The organism is Neisseria sp. P0022.S010, assembly GCF_051956635.1.
Window position 1 is genome coordinate 1 of sequence record NZ_JBQCXF010000608.1, and the last position, 1,666, is coordinate 1,666.

Below are 1,666 nucleotides of genomic sequence, written 5' to 3' on the forward strand. Positions count from 1 at the left end.
CTACTACGTTGCACGCGTGGCCCAGTCCTACCGTAAAGCGATTGATGATGCTGTTGCAGGCCGTCCGTTTGATTACAGCCTGTTGAGCGAACTCGAAGGCCTTGCCAACCGCGGCTACACCAGCGGCTTCCTCGAACGCCACCAAACTCAGGATTACCAAAACTACCTGACCGGCCACTCCATCGCCAAACAAAGCCAATATGTCGGCCACGTTACCGAAATCGACGAAAACGGCTGGGCGACAATCGAAGTCAAAAACCGCTTTGCCATCGGCGATTCACTCGAAATCATCCACCCGAGCGGCAACCAAACCATCAAATTGGAACAAATGACCCGCAAAGGCCAGCCTGTCGATGTTGCCCCAGGCAACGGCATTCAGGTCAAAATCCCCAACATGCAGGGCAAAGAAAAAGCTTTGGTTGCGCGGATTATGAATCCTTAAGCATCAACAAAACAAAGGCCGTCTGAAAGTCTCAGACGGCCTTTTAAATTATCTATGCTGTTTTAAGCCTGTTCTTGCAATACGGCGGCAATCAATTCTTCCGCACCATCATCTGCCAGTTTTTTGGCGACTGCGCGACCCAAGGCATCGGCGTATTCGGCAGGGGCTTGCGCGTCAGCCTGCAAAATGACCGAACCGTCAGGATGGCCGACCAAACCGCGCAAGGTCAGCAAGCCGTTTTCTTCAGTACAATATGCGGCCAGCGGCACTTGGCAGCTTCCGCCCAAAGCGCGCGCCAAAGCGCGTTCGGCCGTAACACAGGCGTGTGTGGTATCGTGGTTCAACGGCTTTAAGACTTCATACAAATCTTCGCGATGCGCTGCAATTTCAATACCTAATGCGCCTTGTCCGGCGGCAGGCAAGCTGTCGGATTCCGACAAAATCATGCGGATACGTTCGTCCAATTCCAGACGCTGCAAACCGGCGGCAGCTAGGATAATTGCGTCGTATTCGCCGTTATCGAGTTTGGACAAACGGGTTTGCACATTGCCGCGCAAAGGTTTGATAACCAAATGCGGATAGCGCGCGCGCAACTGGGCTTCGCGGCGCAGGCTGGATGTGCCGACAATGGCGCCTTTGGGCATTTCTTCCAAACGCGCGTATTGGTTGGACACAAACGCGTCAAACGGATTGGCGCGTTCGCCGATGGCTGCAAGCGCGAAACCTTCAGGCAAATCCATCGGTACGTCTTTAATCGAATGCACGGCCAAGTCGGCCCGGCCGTCATACAAAGCCTGTTCCAACTCTTTGACAAACAAGCCTTTGCCGCCGACTTTTGACAAAGTTCTGTCCAAAATCTGGTCACCGCGCGTGGTCATGCCCAAAATCTCGACTTCGCAATCGGGATACAGGGCTTTCAGACGGCCTTGGATATGTTTTGCCTGCCACATGGCAAGCAGGCTTTCGCGACTGGCGATAACGAGTTTTTTCGGGTTCATAATGGTTGCCTGAAAGATGGAAAACGGCATGAAGTCTATCATAATTCTGAAAATGAGCGCTATTGAAAAGACTGTCTTCTTTTTGTGCCATTTTTACTTCTTTTAATTGCAATGAGAAGCATAAATTTAATATGCATAAAATATCAAATGGAGTAAAAAAGTTTAATTTTTATGCTAAAATCTTAAGCGAAGTGCAAGGGTGTATTTCTTATCATTGATGATAACT

The 1,666-nt window shown here is 50.3% G+C and carries 2 protein-coding genes; one reads left to right on the forward strand and one right to left on the reverse strand.

The features are described 5' to 3' along the window. A partial coding sequence (locus tag ACTHUT_RS19890) for a U32 family peptidase C-terminal domain-containing protein (protein ID WP_440419549.1) occupies positions 1-442 on the forward strand: 442 nt, incomplete at its 5' end. Between the two features lie 62 nt (positions 443-504). Here ACTHUT_RS19890 and hemC read toward each other — a convergent pair. Next, entirely contained in the window at positions 505-1,440 is a 936-nt protein-coding gene (gene hemC, locus ACTHUT_RS19895) for a hydroxymethylbilane synthase (RefSeq protein WP_141745143.1), read from the reverse strand. Between the last annotated feature and the right edge of the window lie 226 nt (positions 1,441-1,666).